The following is a 23,206-nucleotide window of genomic DNA, read 5'->3' on the forward strand; positions in this document are numbered from 1 at the left end:
TTAAATTAACTGAACTGTAACCATGACAATAGCTGATTTCTGGTTCTGTCACCATCACTCCACTCCCCTTATGCTGGTGATCACCCCCAATCATGTATGGAAAACCTTATGCTGGACTCTGCTTTTATCAGTTACGTGACCGTGATGTCGATTACTCCTGGCCCCAACAACCTGCTGCTGGCCTCGTCCGGCGTCAATTTCGGCCTGCGGCGTACCTTGCCGATGATGTTTGGTATCAGCCTGGGCTGTGCGACGCAGCTAGCCCTCACCACGCTCTTGCTGGCGCTACTCCTTAGCTGGGCCGACACCATCCGCTTCCCCCTGGCTGTGATGGGCTGCGCATACCTGCTGTGGCTATCATGGAAGCTGTTTAAAGCGGCCTCACCGGATACTAAACAGCAGCCACGGCCAATGCGCTTTATCGGTGGAGCCTTGTTCCAGGCGGTGAACCCAAAAGCCTGGCTGATGGCCATCAACGTAGCAATCCTGTTCACCCCTCATGAGGGAGCGTCGTTGCATCAAACGCTATTAACCATCGCAGGCTTCACCGCGGTGAATATCCCCTGCATCTTGATTTGGGCGTTGATGGGCGATCGGCTACGCCACGCTCTGCGCGTGACCTGGAAACTGCGGTTATTTAACGGCGTGATGGCTGGCTTAATGGCAGCAACCGCGTTATGGCTGCTGTTTGACGAGTGGCGGACGCTGATGGCTTAAGGCTTTTGAGCACCGAGCGGGGAGAGCCGGGAGGGCTGCTTGGCGCCAATTTCCGCCAGCAGCTCGGTGATCGACAGCACCATGGTGGAACGCACCATCTGCTGGTAACGCTGGTGTTGCATGGCGATCAGTGATTCATCCGCTTCGCCGGGCTGTAGAAAAGTGGGAACCGGCGGCAAAGCGCTGACGCAGTGGAGCTCACCGAAGGGGCCGAGTATCTCATCATCAATAAAGCGATATTCCGAACCGTCGTGGTTCAGCTCTTCACGCATCGCCATCAGCAGTTCGGCATCTTCGTATTCGTGGCGGGAAATCACCCCCAGCCCGTACATCAGCTTCAGACGAACCGAGAGTTCACCTAGCGGCCCAGCACCGGACAACAGAGGTTCGACGGCATATTTCACCGCATAGTCGTCTTTACGGAAAACCTGCACCACCAGGACGTTAAGCGCTTCTGCCAGCAGCTCAACCGCTGCGATCAGAAAACTGCGCACCGTCTTGCCAGCGTTCAGCTTTTCCAGAACCTTGTTTTCGAATGCCTGTGTCTCGATCATCTTCGCTTTTCGAATCGCATGGGCGGTGTAGTCATTCGAGCGCTTCCCATTAACCACAGGAAGTGAGCCAGAATGGGGGGCAAAGACGCCTTGCCCCCTCACCCTACCCCTTATCCGTGGGGAAAGGGAATGAGTTTGCTTACACTGGTTTGATATCACAGCGTTTACTGCAAGGCGTTATACACAGCAACCGCCTCTTCCACAACCTTGCTGTCGGCCGGTAAACCGGAAATTTGCGCCAGCGCGGCTTTTGGACCCAGCTTTGTCAGTAAGTCTACCAGTTCTTGTGCCTGTGGGTCCTGCTCGCTGCGGTAGCTCATGGCGGCGGCAATCCCCTTGATCAGGTTGGCGTGCGGCAAGCCGTATTCCAACGTGCCCAACAGCGGCTTGATCAGGCGATCGCCCGCACTCAGTTTGCGCAACGGCTGACGGCCTACGCGCTCTACGTCATCGTGCAGATACGGGTTTTCGAAGCGGGACAGGATTTTGTTGATATAGGCAGCATGCTTGTCGGCGTCAAAACCGTAGCGCTTGATCAGCACCGCACCGCTCTCTTCCATTGCCCCTTTGACCACCTGGCGGATGACCGGATCGAGGATCGCATCACGAATGGTCAGCAGCTTGGCGCGCTGGCCCAGGTAGGCGGTGATCGCATGGCCGGTATTGAGGGTAAACAGCTTACGCTCAACAAACGCCATCAGGTTGTCGGTCAGTTCCATGCCGGCGATGGCTGGCGGTTGACCCTTGAATTGGGTCTGATCGACGATCCACTCGCTGAAGGTTTCCACCGTCACTTCCAGCGGATCGTTGCTGCCCGCCTCGGCTGGCGGTACGATACGGTCTACAGCGGAATCGACAAAGCCGATATGCTGCTCAACCCAGGCCTGTTCATCCTGTGGCAGTGCGTCGAATACGTGCTGCTTGAGCTGGCTGGTGCCACGCACCATGTTTTCACAGGCGATGATATTCAGCGGCTGAGTATTGCCTTGCTGATGGCGCAAGGTCAGGCCTTTGGCGATAGTCCCGGCGATTCTGGCGAGGATCTGCGGACCAACGGCGGTCGTGACGATATCGGCCTGGGCAATCAGGGCCACCGCCTCTTCGCTACCGCTGTTAACAGCACTGACGTTATTCACCTCTTCAACGCGCGCCTGCTCACCCACCACATGCACCTGGTAGCTTTTGCGTTGGTTCAACGCGTCCAGCACCGTCTGGTTAACGTCAGCAAAAGTCAGTTCGGCGTGCGCGTCGGCAAGCAGTTTGCCAATAAAGCCACGGCCAATATTACCGGCTCCGAAGTGTAATGCTTTCATATTCCACCCTTTCTTAAATGTAGAAAGGTGCAGCAAGCTGCACCCTTTAAAATAATTCTGTTATCAGGCCTTCTTACCGCCCAGCAAATCCAACACTTCCTGGACGCTGGTGGTATTCGCCAGCCGCTCGATGACGGTTTCATCATCCAGCGCATTGGTCAGGCTGGTGATCACCTGGATATGCTCGTTGTTACGCGCCGCGATACCGATAACCAGGCGTGCAACTTCATCCTCTTCGTCACCGAAACGTACGCCCTGCGGATACTGGCAGAACACTACGCCGGTGCGCAGCACGCGGTCTTTAGCTTCAATGGTGCCATGCGGCACGGCAATGGATTCGCCCAGATAGGTAGAGGTCAGCTTTTCACGTTCCAACATGGCCGGAACATATTCTGGCTCGACATAGCCGCCCTTCACCAGTTGCTCACCGGCAAAGCGAATGGCCTGTTCTTTATCAATGGCCTGCAAGCCGAGGAACACGTTGCTTTCACCCAGTTTGAACAGGTTCTGTTCGCTGGCGTCAAAGCTGTCATCCAGGGTGGAGATAACCTTCTGCTCGGTTTCGCTGGTCTTGTTAGCGGCCACCAGGCGGGCGGTCAAATCACTGTACAGATGGCTGTCCAGGAAGTTGGTCAGCGAGATGTGCTGGGCCTGCGGCGCATGGCGCATCGCACGCTCGGTCAGATCGCGGTGAGTGATCACCAGATCCACATCTTCCGGCAGGCTGTTGATCGCGCTATTGGTTACCGAGATATTCTTCAGCCCCGCGTCCGCCACTTTCTTGCGCAGCACGCCGGCACCCATGGCACTGGAACCCATACCCGCATCGCAAGCTACGATGATTTTACGCACGGTGCTCAGATCGCCGTCTACCGCTGCGTTTACCGCGGCACCACCTTTAGACTGGGCTTTCATGTCCTGGATACGGCGGGTCGCCTCTTCCAGATCGTCTTCCTCTTTCACTTTTGAGGTTTTCAACAGGAAAGATGAGACCACAAAGGAGACCAGGAACGCCGCAAATACCGCCGCCAGGTTGGCGAAGTAGGCACCTTTTGGCGTCATTGCCAGCACTGCCAGAATAGAACCAGGGGAAGCAGGAGATACCAGACCGCCGTTCAGCAAAGTCAGGGTGAATACGCCGGTCATACCGCCCAGAATAACCGCCAGGATCAGGCGTGGATTCATCAGCACGTATGGGAAGTAGATTTCGTGGATACCACCCAGGAAATGGATGATCGCCGCACCGCCAGCAGACTGCTTGGCACTGCCACGGCCGAAGAACATATAGGCCATCAGCACGCCCAAACCTGGGCCTGGGTTGGCTTCGATCAGGAAGAAGATCGATTTACCGGTTTCCGTCGCCTGCTGAATACCCAGCGGTGAGAAGATGCCGTGGTTGATGGCGTTGTTCAGGAACAGGATTTTCGCCGGTTCAACGAAGATCGAGGTCAATGGCAGCAGGTTGTTGACCACCATGATATGCACGCCAGCCGCCAGCACTTTGGATATCGCTTCGACCAATGGCCCGATACCCATAAAGGCCAGGATTGCCAACAGCATACCGATGATGCCAGCGGAGAAGTTGTTGACCAACATCTCGAAGCCGCTCTTGATCTTGCCGTCGACCCAACGGTCAAAATGCTTGATCGCCCAGCCGCCCAACGGGCCTGCAATCATGGAGCCCAGGAACATCGGCATGTCTGCACCGACGATCACGCCCATGGTGGTGATGGCACCGACCACGCCGCCACGCTCACCGCCCACCAGTTTACCGCCGGTATAACCGATCAGCAGTGGCAGCAGGTAGGTGATCATTGGCCCAACCAGCTTGGCTAACGTCTCGTTTGGCAGCCAGCCGGTAGGAATGAATAGCGCAGTGATGATACCCCAGGCGATGAATGCGCCAATGTTGGGCATCACCATATTACTCAGGAAACGGCCAAAGTTTTGCACTTTAACCTTGATGTCTGGTGAAAACATAAACACACCCCTATTGTTACGCGCTGACAATAAGAGCGCGCGATAATTGTTGTAACGTTCTAGCCCTGTTGATGCTGTTTGCGAAACGGACTCTACCACGCTCTTTTTACTACGCGAACTTCACGGAATTTTTGTGATCGCCATCACTAACATTGCCCCTGTACCCCGGTGAATTTAGTGACATCAATCACATTTATCCGGTGTAAAAAAAATACAACGAGAAGATATACCGGCAAAATGCGACAAAAACGTGACTTTAATCACACTTTCATCTCTGCTGTTTGTTTTTGAAATGTGACAAACATCACAATTTATTTTACATCCGACCACCGTGCCGTGGCCTGAAATGGCATCTTCCCTGTGGGCATCCACACCGTCGGGAAATAACCATGACGTGGATGAAAGAAAACTACATTAAGAGATGTGATGAATAAGTGAAGTGTAGTACAGAAAATACGTGGGGGAGGGAGGGGCAAGGAGTTGGAAAAAAGCGGAATAATGTATGTGGTACCAAACGCTGGCCCACATACATTGTTTAGAACGAAGGTTACTGCATTACCGCCTGCACGGTTTTCTGTGCGTTCAGCAAGTCCTGCTGTTTGGCCACCAGATTGGACATCATGGTGTTGTACTGCGTCGCCTGCTGTTGGGTACGGAACTGCACGCCGCCGTTGTTGAAGCTGACCTGATTGCCCTGAGCCAGCAGGAAATCCCCTACCTGTACCAGATCCTGGACAAAACCGGCGGTGGTTGGGATCGCTGGCATCAGCGCATTGGCCGGTGCAGTAACGATCTTGTCATACACCTGGTTGTATACCGCTTTCAAATCGTCCGGCTGTTTCAGCGCCGCACGAGCGGTATCTGCCTGCGCCTTGGCAGTCTGGATCTGCTGGCCCAGCAGGTTTAACGCGCCAATTGACTGTTGCAGGCTATCGCGCTTGCTCATGTAGTCCTGCGCGGTGCGGATCTGATTAACCTGCTCCAGCGCTGGGGTCAGACTGGCGTCCACCGACTTCGTCAACTGCTGGGAAAAACCCACCAGAATGGCGTAATCGCCGGTATAAGCACCGAATTTCTGTTTCTGATCTTCGCTCAACGTCGGGATATGTACGCCACTGCGCATGACCGTATTCTGTAAGTAATCAACGAATGCCTTGCGCTGCTCCGGCTCTTTATCGCCGCAGGCGGTCAGTTGCATAACCACCAACAATGCCAACACCGGTGCCAGCCAACGCGCGAAACTTCTGCTCTGGATCCCTACAGCCATGTGACATAACTCCTGTTATAAACGTGTCTTTTATCAGATTCCATGCCGTCTGCCGCCCTCCGTGCGTCTAAAGAATAGATCAACTGCCAGCGATACGAAATGTGATTATGCGAGGTACTCAGAATAACCTATCGTTTCGCTGCCGCCATCAGAGATGAAAAAGCGCCCGCAGGCGCTTTTTCTTGGGCTTTACACCATTATTGCAGCACGGAGATATCCGCGACCTGCAGGAACAGCTCACGAAGCTTGCTCAGCAACGTCAGGCGGTTCACGCGCACCGCTTCATCTTCTGCCATCACCATCACGCTGTCGAAGAACGCATCCACGGTTTCACGCAGTGCGGCCAGTTCTACCAGCGCTTCCTGGTAGCGGCCTTCGGCGAAGAACGGTTGCAGCTTATCGCGCAGCACCACCAAGTGGGTTGCCAACTTCAGCTCAGCCGGTTCTTTCAATACCGATGCGTGGACCTGGTCCAGCAGCGTATCGTTGGATTTGGCCAGGATATTGGAAACGCGCTTGTTGGCCGCCGCCAATGCCGCTGCTGCTTCCAGCGTACGGAAATGCGTCACCGCTTTTACCCGCGCATCGAAGTCGGCTGGCTTGGTTGGACGACGTGCCAATACGGCCTGGATGGTATCCACCGCATGGCCTTCTTCCTGATACCAGGCGCGGAAACGGCCCAGCATAAAGTCGACAACCTCGTCCACCACCTTGGCGTTGGTCAGCTTGTCACCATACAGGCGGACAGCTTCTTCGGTCAGGGTTTGCAGATCCAGCGGCAGGTTTTTCTCAACGATAATACGCAGCACGCCCAGCGCAGCACGGCGCAGTGCGTACGGGTCTTTATCACCTTTTGGATGTTGCCCGATGCCGAAGATCCCGGCCAGGGTGTCCATCTTGTCGGCAATCGCCAACGAGCAGGCCACCAACGATTGCGGCAGTTCATCACCGGCAAAGCGTGGCTGGTACTGTTCGTTCAACGCCACTGCCACGTCTTCGGCTTCACCGTCGTGGCGCGCATAGTGCATGCCCATGACGCCTTGGGTGTCGGTGAATTCGAACACCATGTTGGTCATCAGATCGCACTTAGACAGTAGCCCCGCACGCGTAGCGTGGTTGACATCAGCCCCGATCTGGCCGGCGATCCAGCCCGCCATGGCCTGAATACGGTCGGTCTTGGCGCGCAGGGTGCCCAGTTGCTGTTGGAACAGCACGGTTTCCAGACGCGGCAGGTTGTCTTCCAGACGTTGCTTGCGGTCGGTATTGAAGAAGAATTCGGCATCCGCCAGACGCGGGCGCACCACCTTCTCGTTACCGGAGATGATTTGCTGCGGATCTTTCGACTCGATATTGGCGACGAAGATAAAGTTTGGCAGCAGTTTGCCCGCGTCGTCATACACCGGGAAATACTTCTGATCGCCCTTCATGGTGTACACCAGCGCTTCCGCAGGCACCGCCAGGAATTTCTCTTCGAACTTGGCGGTCAGCACCACTGGCCATTCGACCAACGAGGTAACCTCTTCCAGCAGGCTCTCGCTCAGATCGGCTTTACCGCCAATCTGTTGTGCAGCCAACTCGGCATCGCGCTTGATCAAAGCTTTACGGGTTTGATAATCCGCCACCACTTTGCCGCGCTCCAACAGGATCTGCGGGTATTGATCGGCGTTATCGATGGTGAATTCGGCTTCACCCATAAAGCGGTGGCCGCGAATGGTGCGGGCTGAGTCGATACCCAGCACGGTGCCAGGGATCAGTTCTGCCCCCAGCAGCATGGTCACGGTATGCACAGGGCGGACGAACTGGGTTTCTTTATCGCCCCAGCGCATCAGTTTCGGGATTGGCAGCTTGGACAGCGCGGTGCTCACCATACCGGCCAGCAGTTGCTGGGCAGATTGGCCTGGCACATGGGCGCGATACAGCAGCCATTCGCCTTTATCGGTCACCAGGCGCTCGGCCTGATCGACGGTAATACCACAGCCACGCGCCCAACCTTCGGCCGCTTTGCTCGGTTTGCCTTCGGCATCGAACGCCTGAGCAATGGCTGGACCACGTTTTTCAACTTCACGATCGGCCTGCGCAGCACTCAAATCCGCCACTTTCAACGCCAGGCGGCGCGGAGCGGCAAACCACTTCACTTCGCCATGTTCCAGGCCAGCGTTGTCCAGTTCAGCGGTAAAGTTGGCAGCAAAGGCTTCTGCCAGTGAGCGAAGAGCCTTCGGCGGCAGCTCTTCCGTGCCGATTTCCACCAGGAAAGTCTGTTGTGTCATAGCTGCCTCTACTTCTTGTTACACATTGGGAAGCCCAGCGCTTCGCGGGAAGCGTAGTAGGCCTCGGCAACGGCTTTGGTCAGCGTGCGAATACGCAGAATATAGCGCTGACGCTCGGTAACCGAGATCGCCTTGCGTGCATCCAACAGGTTGAAAGTATGAGCAGCCTTGAGGATACGTTCATAAGCCGGCAGCGGCAGCGGTTTCTCCAATGCCAGCAGCGTTTGCGCTTCCTTCTCATACTGCTCGAAGCAGGAGAACAGGAAATCGACATCGGCGTATTCGAAGTTATAGGTGGACTGCTCCACTTCGTTCTGATGGAACACGTCGCCGTAGGTGGTAACGCCCAACGGGCCGTTGCTCCACACCAGATCGTAGACGCTGTCCACGCCCTGGATATACATCGCCAGGCGTTCCAGACCGTAGGTGATCTCACCGGTGACCGGTTTGCACTCCATACCGCCAACCTGCTGGAAATAGGTAAACTGCGTGACTTCCATGCCGTTTAACCACACTTCCCAACCCAGACCCCAGGCGCCGAGCGTCGGGTTTTCCCAGTTGTCTTCCACAAAGCGGATATCGTGGATGGTCGGATCCAGACCCAGTTCCTTCAAGGAACCCAGGTAGAGTTCCTGAATGTTTTCTGGCGATGGCTTAATCACCACCTGGAATTGGTAGTAATGCTGCAGGCGGTTCGGGTTTTCCCCGTAACGGCCGTCGGTTGGGCGGCGTGAAGGTTGCACATAGGCGGTGGCCATTGGCTCCGGGCCCAGTGCACGCAGGCAGGTCATCGGGTGGGATGTCCCCGCGCCAACTTCCATGTCCAGCGGTTGCACGATGGTGCAGCCCTGGCGCGCCCAATAGTCCTGTAGTGTCAGGATCAGACCCTGAAAGGTCTTGGTATCAAACTTTTGCATGTTGATTTCGCACGCGATACAAGTGGATTTAACAGAATGGGTCAGTATACCCGTTGACCGTAAGATATACAGCCAGAATCCCGCAGCAAGTGTCAATCTTCGTGAAAAAAGCGCGCTTCGCGGCCAGTTAGGAAGAGATCGGGTTAATAGCCTGCCTAAATGGCTGTGGCGAATAGTGCAACTGGTGGGAGTCATGTAGAACGCCGAAACGCCGTAAATCCGTCCGTGGAGCTCGCAATCGCGCATCCATAAGCCCAACGGTTGCTAACCTGCATGCCTCTCCACCTGCCTCAGGCTTCGGGTATAGTGGTATTAAACACCGTTATTCCAGACCAAATGCTTATAACCCTTACCTGAAATCATGATGATTTTCCAGCCAGGCATTATTCATTGCTTCTTGAATTGGCTCTGATACGATCGTCCGCAGAGCAAAGATAATGGCATCATGTAAAGTAAAGTTTAAAAATTTATTAGGGAAAGATGAAAATGATAGAGTTCTTTGATGTGGATTATAATTTATTGCCAGATAATAGATCCAATGAATTATTCTCCCTCAGAAAGACCACCTTTAAAGATCGCCTAAATTGGATTGTAAACTGCGAAAGAAATATGGAGTTTGATGCTTACGATAATAAAAACACCACCTATCTATTTGGTGTTTATCAGGGGCTGATCGTCTGTAGCCTGCGGTTTATAGAAACCCAATACCCAACGATGATCATCGACACGTTCAAACCTTATTTCCCTAAGTTAAACCTGCCCGATGGCAACTTTATCGAAGCCAGCCGTTTATTCATTGATAAGTCGCGGATACAAGAACTACAGTTACGGCAATACCCGATTAGCTCAATGCTGTTCTTGTCGATGATTAACTACGCGCGAAATCGTGGCTATGAAGGTATCTATGCGATTGTCAGCCATCCGATGATGATCATTTTCCAACGCTCTGGCTGGCAGATTTCCATTGTTGAAACCGGTCTGTCGGAAAAGAAACAGAATATTTATCTGATTTATATGCCGGTAGATAGCCATAATCAGCAAATCATGACCGACCGCATCAATCAGAAATCACCAGGCCGTAACGCTGCCTTAAACAACTGGCCACTGTCATTCCCGATCGGGAAGCACCGGTCTGATGAGCTTCAGCTCGACGCCAAGCCTGATGGCATGCTTGGCGTTGGTAACGCCTAATTTTTTGACCACGTTGCCAATATGATATTTTACTGTGGTGAGCTTGATCCCTAAGATAAGCGCGATTTCCTGATAGGATTTCCCCATGCTTGCCCAGTAAAGGATCTCATTTTCGCGTTTGGAGAACAGCTCTTTTTGGCTGACCTTGTCAAAATCACTGGTGTTATTTAACTCGTGATACAGCGCGGTTAATTTATCGTGGGCGGTGATCAGCAGCATCTGCAGCTTATGTTGGTTTTCTTTGATCGACTCTTCGATATTTTCATCACAGGAGTCATCCATGATCAATGATAGTACCACTAAGTTATTATTGTGATCGTGAAGTACTAACGTATAGCCATTGATGACATTATAGTTTTTGGCCATATCAAAAATCTTGGGCAACTTTAACCCGGATCGGATCACGATATTCTCATCCCAGGAAAAAGGGGTTACCCGGTGGGAAGCGGTAATGAGGACCGGATCGATAAATTGATAGTTATTGGCGGTATAAAATTCAAACCATTCTGTTCTGTTGGAAATTATGGCAAAATCGGCAGGATTGCGTTTGCTCATAATCGCATAGGCGTACTTTATGTTGCTATACTCTCTTAAGTTTTTTTCTAAATAAGTCTTTATTGCTGAGTTAATAAACTCATTATTAAAGAATAAACTTGACACGTAACAATCTCCTTGTAGAAATCTCCGTTGCAAATTTCAGAGCACAACATAAAGTAATAGTTTATCATAAAAACATTATGAAAACTAATTTCTAGTAAGAAATAACTCATCAATTTTATAATAAATAGTAGAGTACTGATGATTCATCTTTATACCTATAAAAAATGATTCTCCCATTTTAAAAAAAGTATAACCCGAGATGATATGGTCTTTTTTTAACCAGAGGAAGAATGCTGATTTTAACAACCTTGGGTGAAGGTAAAATTTCAGTTACTCAGGTGTTGTATTTGAGGCTGATTTTCTGGCTGGAGATGTTATAGATCGGCATAAACGCCACTAAAAATCGGTTTTATTATCGCCAATCAGGCTGTTAAAGATAAAAAATTGATGAAACAGAGTGGAAATGATAAGTATTTTATATTATTGAAGGCACACAAAATCCTCCCACTCGTTGATTAGCGAGCGAGAGAACAATTGACAGACAACCTGTTATTTATAATAATGACAACAAAATTTCCCTGGTGTTGGCCGAATTGGCTCCTGATCCTTTAAACGGGATCAGTTTTTTTTATTTAAATCTTTTGTTCTTATGGCGTAACGATAAAGTCTTTTAGGAGCAAATGATAGTTATACTAAAGTACAGTCAGACACTGTACTTTTTCGGTGAAGGGCTTGGGCAAGGCGATGGCTAACAGGGCTGACAGCCCCTGATATCAGGCACTGTCCCGTAATAATGGTAAGCACAGCTCCCTCCTATTCTTCCCGGCACCAAACCGTCTGGCACCGGGCAATTAAGTTTAAAGCCATTCTTCAAAAACGCGCACTGACACCCACATTGTACATAAATTGCTCACCACTGCTCAAGCCGCTGGTTTGCGAAACCGTCGCAAACGCCGCCACCCGATCGCTCAACGGCATATTCGCCCCCAAGGTGATATCCATCCAGTTTTTATCCTGGCTGGCGCTGTCGCGGGTGAATGAGGTCTGGGTCGATTTCAATCCACCGCCTGCCCGGTAAACGCCATCACCAAACTGGTGCTGATAGCTCACCTCCGCATACGGATTAACTATCCCGAGCTGGCTATCCAATCGCCATCCTACAGCGCCGATCTGCGAATGATAGGTCTGATCGTTGAAACGCATGGCCGTACTGTCGTCGCCATTCTCGCTATAACCGGAGACGTTGCTGTAATCCCAGGCAAACTGGGCCATCGGCCCGGTGGTGAGGTACGAAGCGATCGGGAAGTCATACCCCGCCGTAACGCGTGCGCCCCACTGCTTACCATCGGTATCGCCGGTTTCTGTACGGGTTAGCGAACCCAACTGCATACTGCGGTTAATGTCGTCGTAATTCACGCTGGCATAGTGCAAATCGGCATTAACCCATCCTTGCTCAAATAGCGTCAGGGAGCTGAAGGCCGACAGCAGCACACCGCGCGCCTTATAATCGTAACGGCTGGAAGGTTGCTGATTGTCGTTGGAACCCGAGATTAGCGCACCTATCAGCCACTCATCCGTCAGTTGGTAATCCACGCCCAGCGTTAGGTTATGCGTGGTGGCGTCGCCATCCCCGGCAACTGTATTGGCAGAATAATCGTAACGTTGCCCGGCATAGCCGCCGAACACGCCCAACGACCCCTGCGGATTGCTGCTGGTGCGTAACTGCTGAAGACGGCTGTCCAAGGTAGCACGGCTATCACGCACAAAAGCGGCGGTTGCCTGGTTGAGAGCCACCGCCTGCGCCGGGCCATCCAATACCGCCTGAATATAATCGGCGATCAGTTGATGAGCCTGCGGGCTGGGGTGGAAATGGTCGGCAAACAGATAAGCCTGCTCGCTGTTAAAACCTGGCATGGACGAACTGCATACCGCCGAAGACACTCCCGCTGGGCAGGCCATACCGGCAGTGTTGGTAAAACCAAACTGGCCTGGGTTGGCGATCGCCTCGCTGAACAGTTTGTTGACATCAACGCGCACGATATTACCGCCGCCCTGAGCCAGCAGGCGATCTTCGCTCTGGTTATAAAAATCGGTAAGCTGGGCCGCCTGGGCGCTGAAACTGTCGAAAGCCGCGCTCAGTTGGGCAGCAATGGCCTGCTGCACCAGAGGATTACTACTGGCCTGCTGTGCAGCGGCACCTAAAGCCTGATGGATCGCCTGCTGGCGCGAAGCGTTATCCGGCGTGTCGAGAGTATTAAGCTTGCCGTACGCCGCCAGTATGGCCGCGCCCTGTACCGGCCCCAGCGCCTGCTGGATAATCAGCTCCATCAGTTGCGGGGTTGAGCCGATATTCGGTACCGTTGGCACTATCACCGTCCCGGCACCGGCGTTCAGTAAAGCGTGCACCTGCGTCGCCGCAGCCAAGGCGCTAGTGAAGGCCACCTCCGGTGCGGTTGCCACATTCATCGCCGCAGCGGCCAGATCGTTGCCGCCAATCCAATGAATATACAAACCGTCGCCATCGGCCCTGCCGTTAACCCGTGCAAGGTAGCTTTGTAGCTGATCCTCGGTGTTGTCCGCCGGGTTTAGCGCCGGTACGGCCACACCACCACCGGCAGCATAGTTGTATCCACCGTTATCGGACGCCACCAGCGCAGCACCGATACGCTGGCCCAGTATTTCGTCATATAGCTGATGTTGGTTACTGTCATAAGTGAAGCGGCCGTTATTGCCGGTATCACTCAGGCTGTCGCCAAACACGTAAAGTTGATCGTAAGCCTGTGCCGTAGCACTGAGGCAAAAAGCTAACGCCACGGCAAGCACAGTTGGGGTGTGCTTGCCCTGTCTTTTCAGAGGCATAAATAGACTCCTAGTCATAGATAGAGGAAATCCTGTTCTTATCGTTGGCAGTTATCGCCATAGCCGTGTAGTAAATATTGCGGGGATTCACATAACGTCAAGTTAACTGACGATAAATCGTGCAAAGGGTTGCCAAGCGGGCGGCTTACGGCGATGATTACCTGTAAATAATTACAGCATAAGGAATCCTCGTATGGCCAACGAACGTTGCGGTTGGGTTACCGCCGATCCGCTATATCTTGAGTATCATGACCAGGAATGGGGCGTACCCACCACCGACACACGCGAGCTGTTCGAAATGCTGTGCCTGGAAGGCCAGCAGGCGGGTCTTTCCTGGATCACCGTGCTGAAAAAGCGTGAAAACTACCGCCGTGCCTTCCACAATTTCGATCCGCAGCGCATTGCAGCCATGACCGAACAAGACGTGGCAACGCTGATGCAAGACAGCGGCATTATCCGCCATCGCGGCAAGATCGAGGCCATTATCAATAATGCCAAAGCCTATCTGGCGATGGAGGCCGCCGGAGAAGATTTTGTCACCTTTATCTGGCAGTTCGTCACCGGCAAGCCGCTGCTCAATCACTGGCAGGCGCTTGGCGAAGTCCCCGCCAAAACCGAACAGTCCGATGCCCTGTCCAAGGCGCTGAAAAAGCGCGGCTTTAAGTTTATCGGCTCAACCACCTGCTATGCCTTTATGCAGGCCAGCGGCCTGGTGAACGATCATCTTACGGGGTGCTTCTGCCACCCAAAGCAGCGCCAGGCATGATCCGTACCGCCGTTCCGGCCGATATCGAGCCGCTGATGACGCTGTGGCTGGCAAGCACCACCCAGGCCCATCCGTTTATCGCGGCCGATTATTGGCAGCAAACTGCCCAGTTGGTGCGTGAAAGCTATCTGCCGCGTGCCAAAACCTGGGTTTATCTGCACCACCAGCAGATCGCCGGTTTTATCAGCGTGCTGGATGAACGCTTTGTGGGCGCGCTGTTTGTCGATGAGCGCTTCCACGGCCAAGGCGTCGGAGCCGCGCTGATGGAGCAAGTACAGCAACAGCACGGCTGGCTAAGCCTGGAGGTATACGAGCAGAATCTGCGGGCCTGCGCCTTTTACCGCAAGCTTGGGTTCAGTGAAGTACAACGCCAGTTCAATCAGGAGACCCAGGCCCATACGCTGATCATGAACTGGGCCACCGCAGAACTGCGCCATCCCTGAAGAAGCCGCGGGCGGGCTTTGTCATCCCTGCCCGCTTCTGGTACTTTGGCAGCCAACCTTGTCAACGAGATCCAGCATGTTTACCCATATCGCCTTATCCAAGCTCAACGGTCTTGAATTGATGGTGTACAACTACGTCATCAAAAATAAGGACAAGGTTATGTATATGACCATTCGCGAACTGGCGGACGGTGCCAAGGTCTCCACCACCACGGTATTACGCTTTTGTAAGAAAATGAATTTCAGCGGCTATTCGGAATTCCGCATTCGCTTTAAACTCTATCTGGAACAGGAAGACAAGCTGCTGCTAACCTCCGGTGTCAGTGAAATTGTCAGCTTCTTCAAAAGTATTAACAATGAAGAGTTTGAGCAGTTAATTACGGATGCGGCAGCACACATTGCCAACGCGGAACGGATCATCTTTGTCGGAGCAGGAACATCCGGCACGTTAGGTAAGTACGGCGCTCGCTTTTTCTCTAACGTTGGTAAATTCAGTAATTATATCGATGATCCTTATTATCCCATCAGCAGCGATATGTATAAAAATGCGGTAGCCATTATTTTATCGGTTTCTGGAGAAACGCCGGAAATTCTTAAACTGGCCAGCCAATTTAGCCTGCATAACTGTAAAATCGTCAGCATTACCAATAGCGAAACCTCTTCACTGGCGCGCATGGCGGACTTTAATCTCTCTTACCACATGCCGCAAATCCGCATTGCCAGCGAATATGATATCACTACTCAAGTACCTGTAATGTATATATTGGAAGCGATAGGCAAAAAGCTGGCAAAAAGTCTCGGCCATTAATTTTATTAGCTAAATCACGCTAAATAACACCCTGTTTTTTGCATGTGACAAATCACTATTTCGCCATTTTGTTATATCGTGACATTCCCTTGCTGTTTGCTACTATCCCTTTAGAAATCACCTTATAGCAACAATAAAGTCCGATATTTCTGTACACCACAGATGGAGTTACGTTGATGGCAATTAATTATGCTGACTCGGCAAAAGAGATCGTACGCCTGATTGGCGGCGATAATAATGTGATTAATGTCACACATTGTGCCACACGTTTGCGATTTATTTTAAAAGACAGTAGCCAGGCCGATAAAGACACGCTGAAACGCGTCAAAGGCGTTATTACCGTTATCGAATCCAGTGGTCAATTGCAGGTGGTGATCGGCAACCACGTCGGCGATGCCTATCGGGAAGTGCTCAAGCTGGTCAATATGGATGAGAACGTGGCGGTCAGCGCGCCGAACGTCGGCATCGTCAGCCGCCTGATGGACATTATCTCCAGCATCTTCGCCCCCTTCCTGTATCCGCTGGCAGCCTGCGGGGTATTGCAGGGGCTCATCTCGCTGTTTGCTGCCTTAGGCTGGATGGATCCGGCCAGTGGCACCTATCGTATTCTGAACTTCGTTTCCTGGACCGGCTTCACCTTCCTGCCAGTGATGGTAGCCTTCACCGCCGCGAAAAAATTCAACGTCAATCCGTTCACCGCGGTGATCGCGGCCTGTGCGCTGGTCTCTCCAGACTATATGAACATGCTCACTGCCAATAAAATTCTGTTGGTGAACTCTGCCGATCCGGCCATGCAGGCCTTGATGCAGGAAGCCGTCAATAACCCACAGATTGCCAGGGTGCTGGCCGAGGTGGCCGGTATCCCGATTAACGCCGATCCCCTCACTTTCCTGGGCATGCCAGTGCAGTATCTCAGCTATACCGCCTCGGTGATCCCGATCATCCTGATGGTCTGGATCATGTCTTATGTACAGCGTTTCTTTGAACGCATCCTGCCGCTGGTGATCCGCAACCTGTTCACGCCGATGTTCTGTATCGCGATCATGGTGCCGCTGACGCTGCTGGCCTTTGGCCCGATCGGTAACATGATTGGCGGGGCCATCGGCGGCGTCTATAACACGCTGTATCACCTCAGCCCTTCCATTGCCGGAGCGGTGGTAGGCGCACTGTGGATGCCGTTGGTAACGCTGGGCGTACACTGGGGGATCACGCCGGTCACCGTGGGAAACTATGCCACGCTGGGCTATGACACCTTTACCGGCCTGCAGGCCTCGCCGGTGTTTGCCATGGCGGGTGCCGTGCTGGGCGTCTATTTGAAATCCAAAGATCCGGAGATGAAGCGCGTTTCGCTGTCTGCTGGCATGACCGCGCTGTTTGGCATCACGGAACCCGCCATCTACGGCGTTGCGTTGCGTCTGAAACGCCCAATGATTTGCGGCTGTGTCGCCGGCGCGGTCGGTGGTTCCATTGCCGGAGCCTTCAACGCGGTGTCATGGAGTTATTGCCTGCCGGGGATTGCCGTGCTGCCGGTGTTCTTTAAAGAAGGCCATATGCCGCAGTTCCTTGGCTTCCTGCTGTCCATCTGCGTGGCGTTTGTGCTGGGTGCCGTACTAACCTATATCGTCGGCTTCAAAGAGGAACAGCCTGCGCCAACGGCACCGCTCAACAAGCCTGAAATGGCCTAAATTCATCTACCAAGAGAACCAACGTTATGAAAAAACAGTTACCGGATGATTTCCTGTGGGGCGGCGCGGTAGCGGCGCATCAGGTTGAAGGCGGCTGGGATCAGGGCGGTAAAGGCCCAAGCATCGTCGATGTACTGTCCAGCGGTGCCCACGGCGTCGATCGCGTGATCACCGACGGCATTGAACCTGGTTACCTCTACGCCAACCACGACGCGGTGGACTTCTATCACCGTTATAAAGGCGATATCGCGCTGTTTGCCGAAATGGGCTTCAAGTGCTTCCGCACCTCTATTGCCTGGTCGCGCATCTTCCCGCAAGGGGATGAGCTGGAGCCGAACGAGGAAGGATTACAGTTCTACGACAACCTGTTTGACGAGTTGCTGAAATACGGCATTGAGCCGGTGATCACCCTTTCCCATTTCGAGATGCCATGGCATCTGGTGAAAGAGTATGGCGGCTGGAAGAATCGCAAGGTGGTCGATTTCTTTGTGCGCTTTAGCGAAGTGGTCATCTCCCGTTACCAGCACAAAGTGAAGTACTGGATGACTTTCAACGAGATCAACAACCAGCGCAACTGGAAGACCCCGCTGTTCGGCTACTGCTGTTCAGGGGTGATTTTCACCCAGGAACCGAACCCGGAAGAGTGCATGTACCAGGTGCTGCACCATCAGTTTGTCGCCAGCGCACAGGTGGTCAAACTGGGGCATGCCATCAACCCGGCATTGCAGATTGGCTGCATGATCGCCATGGTACCGCTGTATCCGTTCTCCTGTAATCCGGACGATGTGATGTATGCGCAAGAGGCGATGCGTGAACGCTTCCTGTTTGGCGATGTGCATATGCGCGGCTATTACCCGTCCTACATTCTGCACGAATGGGAGCGCAAGGGTTACCACATCCAGATGCAGCCGGAAGATGAGCAGATCCTGCGTGAAGGCTGTGCGGACTATATCGGCCTGAGCTACTACATGAGTAACGCGGTGCAGGCGGACTCCATCGGCACGGGCACGGCGCTGGCCGGTTTTGAAGGCAGCGTGCCGAACCCTTATGTGAAAGCGTCCGACTGGGGCTGGCAGATCGATCCGGTGGGGCTGCGCTATACGCTCAACATCCTCTATGAACGCTACCAGAAGCCGCTGTTTATCGTCGAGAACGGCTTCGGTGCGCTGGATAAGCCCGAGGCCGATGGCCAGATCCACGACGATTACCGCATCGCCTATCTCCGCTCGCATATCGAGCAGATGAAAAAAGCGGTGATAGACGACGGCGTTGAGCTGATGGGCTTTACTCCCTGGGGCTGCATCGACTGTGTGTCCTTCACCACCGGGCAATACAGTAAGCGCTACGGTTTTATCTACGTGGATAAGCACGACGACGGCAACGGCAGCTTTGCCCGCTCGAAAAAACAGAGCTTCGACTGGTATCGCCGCGTGGTCGCCAGCAATGGCGAAACGTTAGCTTAACCGCATCTCATCGGGGCGAAACTCTTCGCCCCTTTGTCCTAAAGATCAACCCTTCCTGCATTAATTCAGTTTGTTCTGGTTCCCAAGCGGCGATTTGGCGGCTACCTTCCTGCCTGGCTTACAGGTTTATAATTTGTCACGATTTTTATCGGAACTGCTGGCCAAAAGGTACGTCATAGTTGCGCGGCCCGTTTTGGGGCTCGCGGCTGAATGCCGATGATTTAGCGCCTCCAGTTTGGAGTAGCGCACGCAGATATCCCTGCTTTTAAAGGAACTAACAATGAAAAAACGCATTGCGATAATTGCTGGTGCAGTAGCCGTTGCCATGACGCTATCGGCTTGTACCACCAACCCTTACACCGGGGAGTCAGAAGCCGGCAAGTCCGGTATTGGCGCTGGCGTTGGCGCAGCCCTAGGTGCCGGTATCGGCATGATCTCGTCATCGAAAAAAGACCGTGGTAAAGGCGCGCTGATCGGCGCCGCAGCCGGTGCCGCATTGGGCGGTGGAGCCGGATACTACATGGACGTGCAGGAAGCCAAACTGCGCGACAAAATGAAAGGCACCGGCGTTAGCGTTACCCGTCAGGGCGATAATATCGTGCTGAATATGCCAAACAACGTGACCTTCGATACCGACAGCAGCACGCTGAAACCGGCAGGAGCCAACACCCTGACCGGCGTAGCGATGGTGCTGAAAGAGTATGAAAAAACCGCCGTCAACGTGGTGGGTTACACCGACAGCACCGGGGCTCGCGCGCATAATATGACGCTGTCCCAACAACGTGCAGACGGTGTGGCCAGCGCGCTGATCACCCAAGGGGTCGCCGCCAACCGCATCCGTTCAATCGGTGCCGGCCCGGATAACCCGATTGCCTCCAACAGCACCACCGCAGGCAAGGCGCAAAACCGTCGCGTTGAGATCACCCTCAGCCCGCTGTAAGCACACAGTGCGGGGCCTTTGCCCCGCCAGTTCGCATTTCCTGCCCTCGCCTCTCCCGCCAATTCCTCTGCCTGTGTTACTCTCGCCCGGCATCCCAATACCTTCTGTAGAGTGAAATATGTCCCTGAAAGCGATTGCCAAAGCATTGGATCTCTCCGTTACCACCGTGAGTCGCGCCCTGAATGGCTACGGCGACGTCGCCCAAGATACGCGCCAACGGGTAGAGGCTGAGGCAGAGCGTTTGGGTTATCGCCCCAATACCCTGGCACGCCGTTTGAAAATGGGCAAAATCGACGCCGTTGGGCTGGTTTTCCCGTTCAATAACTACACGTTGAGTAACTCTACCTTGATGGAAATGATCGGTTGTATCAGCAATGAGTTGGTACGCCACGAGATCGATCTGCTGTTGGTGGCAGATGATGCCCCCCATCATGCCTTTACTCGCCTGATTGCCAGCAAACGTGTTGATGCGTTGATTGTTGCCCATACGCTAGACAACGATCCGCGTCTGCAGGAATTACAGCGGCTTAACTTCCCCTTTCTGGCACTGGGCCGCAGCCAGCTGGAGAAAGATTACGCCTGGTTTGATTTTGATAACCGCGCTGGCAGCCTGATGGCCGTGGACTATCTGGTGGCGCTTGGCCACCGGAAAATTGCCTATCTGGGCGAAAATAACCAGCAGTCGTTTATCAGCCAGCGCCGCCAAGGTTATCTGGATGGATTGGCCAGCCACCAACTGCAACAACGTGACGATTATCTGTGCAGTATCACGCCAAGCCGTCGCGCGGGTTATCTGACCACCCAAGCGTTATTGGTGTTGGCCGATCCGCCGACGGCAATCATTACCGACTGCAACGGTCACGGCGAGGGGGCAGCAATGGCGCTACGTGATGCCGATAAACTCGGCCCCGGAGGGGTTTCTCTGGTGGTGTATGACGGATTACCAGCGGAAAGCCTGCTCGACCTGCCTGTAGCCGCCATCGTCCAAGCCACCCGCGCGGAAGTCGGCCAACAAATCGCGCAAATGACTCTTGGCCTGATCCGTGGTGAACCGCTGCAAAAATTACAGGTACTGTGGCAACCGGTGCTAAAACCCAACCCGGACGAACTCCCCTTGACCTCCTGATCGTTTAAAACAACGCCGTTTTTTGCCCGACCAGATCACAGATCCGAAACGTTTAGGTTTTAATCCGAAACGTTTCGGATCAATGATGACGCCACTGAGTTGAGCCAAAGATCGTAAAGGAGTCAAAAGATGGAACCCACCATTGTGCGGTTAACCAGCCCCACGACCGACGTCATTGTTCGTTGCCAGCCGTTTGCCGAAATTCTCTATTGGGGCCCCCATTTAAGCGGGTTTATGCCGAAGGATGTCTTGACGTTGAGCCGGGCGGTGCCAAACGGCAGGCTGGATGTAGATACGCCTCTGACGCTGGCGGCAGAATCTGGACGCGGTCTGTTTGGCTCGCCGGGAGTGGAAGGCCATCGTGACGGCTACGATTGGTCACCCGTGTTCACTACCAGCGAAATCACGCATCAGGACAATCAGTTGCTGATCCTGGCAGAAGACCCACAGGCAGGGCTGCAACTACGCAGCGAACTGCAATTGGACAGCGCCAGCGGCGTGCTAAAAATGCGCCATACGTTGATCAATCACCATGCTGCTCGTTACTGGGTTAACCGCTTGGCGTTGACACTGCCATTGCCAGAGCGTGCTGGTGAAGTGATGGCGTTCCATGGCCGCTGGATCCGCGAGTTCCAACCGCACCGCGTCACCCTTGAGCATGGCGGATACCTGCAGGAAAACCGCCGAGGTCGCAGCTCTCATGAATACTTCCCCGGCATGATGGTAGGTAGCCGTGGCTTCAGCGAGCAACAGGGGGAAGTCTGGGGTATCCATCTAGGCTGGAGCGGCAACCATCGTCTGCGCGCCGATGTGAAAACCGATGGCCGCCGCCTGTTGCAGGCAGAGGCCCTGTACCTGCCAGGCGAGCAGGAACTGGAAGGCGGAGCCAGCCTAAGCACCCCCTGGCTGTATGCTGCCAGCTCTCGTACTGGTCTGAATGCACTTAGCCAGCAGTTTCACCGTTATGTCCGCCAGAATATTCTGCGCTTCCCCGACCACAGGCCGCGCCCCGTGCATCTCAATACCTGGGAGGGCATCTATTTCGACCACCAGCCCGAGTACATCATACAGATGGCCACCAAGTCGGCCGAACTGGGTGTAGAACGCTTTATCATTGATGACGGCTGGTTCCGTGGGCGCGACCACGATCGCGCCGCACTTGGCGACTGGTACCTGGACGAGAAAAAATACCCGAACGGGCTGGCTCCGGTGATCGAGCATGTTAAACAACTAGGCATGGAATTCGGTATCTGGGTGGAGCCGGAGATGATCAATCCAGATTCCGATCTGTTCCGGGCTCACCCCGACTGGGTGTTAGGTTTACCGGGCTATCAGCAACCTACCGGGCGTTTTCAGTACGTGCTCGATCTGTGCAACCCACAGGTCTTCGAATACCTGCTGGAACGCATGAACTGGCTACTGAGCAATCATGATATCGACTACATCAAGTGGGACATGAACCGCGAGATCGTACAACCCGCTCACCTTGGCCGCGGCTCGCTGACAGCCCAGACCGAGCAATTCTATCGCTTGCTGGATAGCTTGAGGGAACGCTTCCCGCAGGTGGAATTCGAATCCTGCGCCTCCGGTGGGGGCCGAATCGATTTTGAGGTCCTGCAACGCTGCCACCGCTTCTGGACCTCCGACAACAACGACGCGCTGGAACGCCAAACCATTCAACGCGGCATGAGCTATTTCTTCCCCCCGGAAGTGATGGGCTCACACATCGGCAACCGACAGTGTCACGCCACCGAACGTCAGCACAGCATCGGTTTTCGCGGCCTGACGGCGTTGTTCGGACACATGGGTATAGAACTGGACCCGGTCAAAGAAGGCGACACCGAACAGCTTGGTTTCGTCCGCTATGTGGCGTTGCACAAATCTCTCCGGCCATTGCTACATAGCGGCGATGTTATCCGTATCGATCATCACGACCCAAGCACCCAGATTAATGGCGTGGTTGCCCCAGGACAGGAGCGAGCTGTCATTCTGGTCAGCCAGTTGACGATGCCGAATCACCAACTGCCGGGTAATTTGCGCATTCCAGGGTTGAGGCCGGATGCTCGTTATCGCATCACCCTGCTGGATACCCCGCCGCTCATTCACCAGCAGCAGGGCGGCCATACCATGCGCCAGTTGCCCGCCTGGATGAAACAGCCCTGCGACGTTAGCGGGGAATGGCTGGCGCAGGTTGGCCTAGCGTTACCGGTACTGGATCCGGAAAGCGCCATGCTGATCGGCCTCGAACAGCTCTGAGTTATCCCATAGATTTGCAGGTGCAGCGCTCACCACGGCGAGCCGCTGCACACC

Annotated in this window: 18 protein-coding genes; 10 read left to right on the top strand and 8 right to left on the bottom strand. The window is 53.8% G+C overall.

Features of this window, described 5'->3' with window-relative positions; genetic code table 11:
• Window positions 1-108 precede the first annotated feature (108 nt).
• The gene (locus tag ACKWMY_RS24590) at window positions 109-717 is read left to right on the top strand and encodes a LysE family translocator (RefSeq protein WP_074030861.1); all 609 of its coding nucleotides are present in this window, start codon (window positions 109-111) and stop codon (window positions 715-717) included.
• Here the strand turns inward: ACKWMY_RS24590 and ACKWMY_RS24595 are convergent.
• The 6 genes from ACKWMY_RS24595 to glyQ all read right to left on the bottom strand — a co-directional run bounded on the left by ACKWMY_RS24595 (window position 714) and on the right by glyQ (window position 9,015).
• On the bottom strand, window positions 714-1,271 hold the full coding sequence (locus tag ACKWMY_RS24595) for an MltR family transcriptional regulator (protein ID WP_024483278.1): 558 nt from the start codon (window positions 1,269-1,271) through the stop codon (window positions 714-716). The genes ACKWMY_RS24590 and ACKWMY_RS24595 overlap by 4 nt on opposite strands.
• Window positions 1,272-1,435: 164 nt before the next feature.
• Entirely contained in the window at window positions 1,436-2,584 is a 1,149-nt protein-coding gene (locus tag ACKWMY_RS24600) for a mannitol-1-phosphate 5-dehydrogenase (protein WP_074030860.1), read from the bottom strand.
• Between the two features lie 63 nt (window positions 2,585-2,647).
• Window positions 2,648-4,564 (bottom strand): PTS mannitol transporter subunit IICBA, encoded by a 1,917-nt coding sequence (locus ACKWMY_RS24605; protein ID WP_024527327.1) that lies wholly within the window; start codon window positions 4,562-4,564, stop codon window positions 2,648-2,650.
• Between the two features lie 547 nt (window positions 4,565-5,111).
• Entirely contained in the window at window positions 5,112-5,831 is a 720-nt protein-coding gene (locus tag ACKWMY_RS24610) for a DUF3053 domain-containing protein (RefSeq protein WP_409487222.1), read from the bottom strand.
• Window positions 5,832-6,028: 197 nt separating this feature from the next.
• Complete coding sequence (glyS, locus tag ACKWMY_RS24615; protein WP_409487223.1) at window positions 6,029-8,098, bottom strand: glycine--tRNA ligase subunit beta; 2,070 nt, start codon at window positions 8,096-8,098, stop codon at window positions 6,029-6,031.
• 8 nt (window positions 8,099-8,106) lie between these two features.
• A complete protein-coding gene (gene glyQ, locus ACKWMY_RS24620) occupies window positions 8,107-9,015 on the bottom strand; it encodes a glycine--tRNA ligase subunit alpha (protein ID WP_024483285.1) in 909 nt (302 codons plus the stop codon).
• 486 nt (window positions 9,016-9,501) lie between these two features.
• On the opposite strand from glyQ, the gene ACKWMY_RS24625 reads away from it, so the two are divergent.
• Complete coding sequence (locus tag ACKWMY_RS24625; RefSeq protein ID WP_024527332.1) at window positions 9,502-10,206, top strand: acyl-homoserine-lactone synthase; 705 nt, start codon at window positions 9,502-9,504, stop codon at window positions 10,204-10,206.
• Here ACKWMY_RS24625 and ACKWMY_RS24630 read toward each other — a convergent pair.
• Together ACKWMY_RS24630 and ACKWMY_RS24635 are read right to left on the bottom strand one after the other, a co-directional pair.
• A complete protein-coding gene (locus ACKWMY_RS24630; protein ID WP_024527333.1) occupies window positions 10,123-10,866 on the bottom strand; it encodes a LuxR family transcriptional regulator in 744 nt (247 codons plus the stop codon). The genes ACKWMY_RS24625 and ACKWMY_RS24630 overlap by 84 nt on opposite strands.
• Window positions 10,867-11,676: 810 nt before the next feature.
• The gene (locus ACKWMY_RS24635) at window positions 11,677-13,665 is read right to left on the bottom strand and encodes an autotransporter outer membrane beta-barrel domain-containing protein (protein ID WP_409487224.1); all 1,989 of its coding nucleotides are present in this window, start codon (window positions 13,663-13,665) and stop codon (window positions 11,677-11,679) included.
• Between the two features lie 193 nt (window positions 13,666-13,858).
• Between ACKWMY_RS24635 and ACKWMY_RS24640 the strand changes: the two genes are divergently transcribed.
• From ACKWMY_RS24640 to ACKWMY_RS24675, 8 genes are all read left to right on the top strand, one after another.
• Window positions 13,859-14,431: a DNA-3-methyladenine glycosylase I gene (locus ACKWMY_RS24640; RefSeq protein WP_141130845.1), complete on the top strand. Its 573-nt coding sequence runs from the start codon at window positions 13,859-13,861 to the stop codon at window positions 14,429-14,431.
• Complete coding sequence (locus ACKWMY_RS24645) at window positions 14,428-14,874, top strand: N-acetyltransferase (protein ID WP_024527336.1); 447 nt, start codon at window positions 14,428-14,430, stop codon at window positions 14,872-14,874. Before ACKWMY_RS24640 ends, ACKWMY_RS24645 begins: the two co-directional genes overlap by 4 nt.
• A gap of 76 nt (window positions 14,875-14,950) precedes the next feature.
• A complete protein-coding gene (locus ACKWMY_RS24650) occupies window positions 14,951-15,682 on the top strand; it encodes a MurR/RpiR family transcriptional regulator (RefSeq protein WP_199063479.1) in 732 nt (243 codons plus the stop codon).
• 176 nt (window positions 15,683-15,858) lie between these two features.
• Window positions 15,859-17,367, top strand: coding sequence for a PTS transporter subunit EIIC (locus tag ACKWMY_RS24655; protein WP_024527337.1), 1,509 nt, complete (start codon window positions 15,859-15,861; stop codon window positions 17,365-17,367).
• A 26-nt stretch (window positions 17,368-17,393) separates the two neighbouring features.
• Window positions 17,394-18,830, top strand: a complete 1,437-nt coding sequence (locus tag ACKWMY_RS24660) for a 6-phospho-beta-glucosidase (protein ID WP_409487225.1) — start codon at window positions 17,394-17,396, stop codon at window positions 18,828-18,830.
• A gap of 280 nt (window positions 18,831-19,110) precedes the next feature.
• Entirely contained in the window at window positions 19,111-19,770 is a 660-nt protein-coding gene (locus ACKWMY_RS24665; protein WP_024527339.1) for an OmpA family lipoprotein, read from the top strand.
• A 118-nt stretch (window positions 19,771-19,888) separates the two neighbouring features.
• Window positions 19,889-20,896 (top strand): LacI family DNA-binding transcriptional regulator, encoded by a 1,008-nt coding sequence (locus tag ACKWMY_RS24670; protein WP_409487226.1) that lies wholly within the window; start codon window positions 19,889-19,891, stop codon window positions 20,894-20,896.
• 129 nt (window positions 20,897-21,025) lie between these two features.
• The gene (locus ACKWMY_RS24675; protein WP_409487227.1) at window positions 21,026-23,152 is read left to right on the top strand and encodes an alpha-galactosidase; all 2,127 of its coding nucleotides are present in this window, start codon (window positions 21,026-21,028) and stop codon (window positions 23,150-23,152) included.
• Window positions 23,153-23,206: the final 54 nt, after the last annotated feature.

This window comes from Serratia sp. J2 (assembly GCF_046269175.1).
GTDB lineage: Bacteria > Pseudomonadota > Gammaproteobacteria > Enterobacterales > Enterobacteriaceae > Chania > Chania fonticola_C.